1 protein-coding gene is annotated in these 327 nt (G+C 56.9%); it reads left to right on the top strand.

The window, feature by feature from the left end; genetic code table 11:
• Positions 1–327: InlB B-repeat-containing protein (locus PAT3040_RS23500; protein WP_258235122.1), on the top strand; the 327-nt coding region annotated here is incomplete at both ends.

Raw genomic sequence — 327 nt, 5'->3', positions numbered from 1 at the left:
AAAGAAGGCCACACATTCGCGGGCTGGAACACAGCGTCTGACGGTGGCGGTACCGATTACGCAGTGGGTGCAACGCTAAACATGGGAGCAGCGAACGTCACGCTTTATGCACAGTGGACAGAGAACCCAACGTACACGATGACTTATAACGGAAACGGAAGCACAGGCGGTTCGGTGCCGGTGGACAGCGAAGCATACGAAGCAGGCGAGACAGTCAGCGTGCTGGAAAAAGGCACTTTGGTGAAAGCAAGCCACACATTCGTGGGCTGGAACACAGCGTCTGACGGTGGCGGTACCGATTACGCAGCGGGTGCGACACTCACCATG

This window comes from Paenibacillus agaridevorans (assembly GCF_003112455.1).
In the GTDB taxonomy this organism is placed as follows: domain Bacteria; phylum Bacillota; class Bacilli; order Paenibacillales; family Paenibacillaceae; genus Pristimantibacillus; species Pristimantibacillus agaridevorans.
This window is presented reverse-complemented; position numbering and strand designations above follow the sequence as displayed.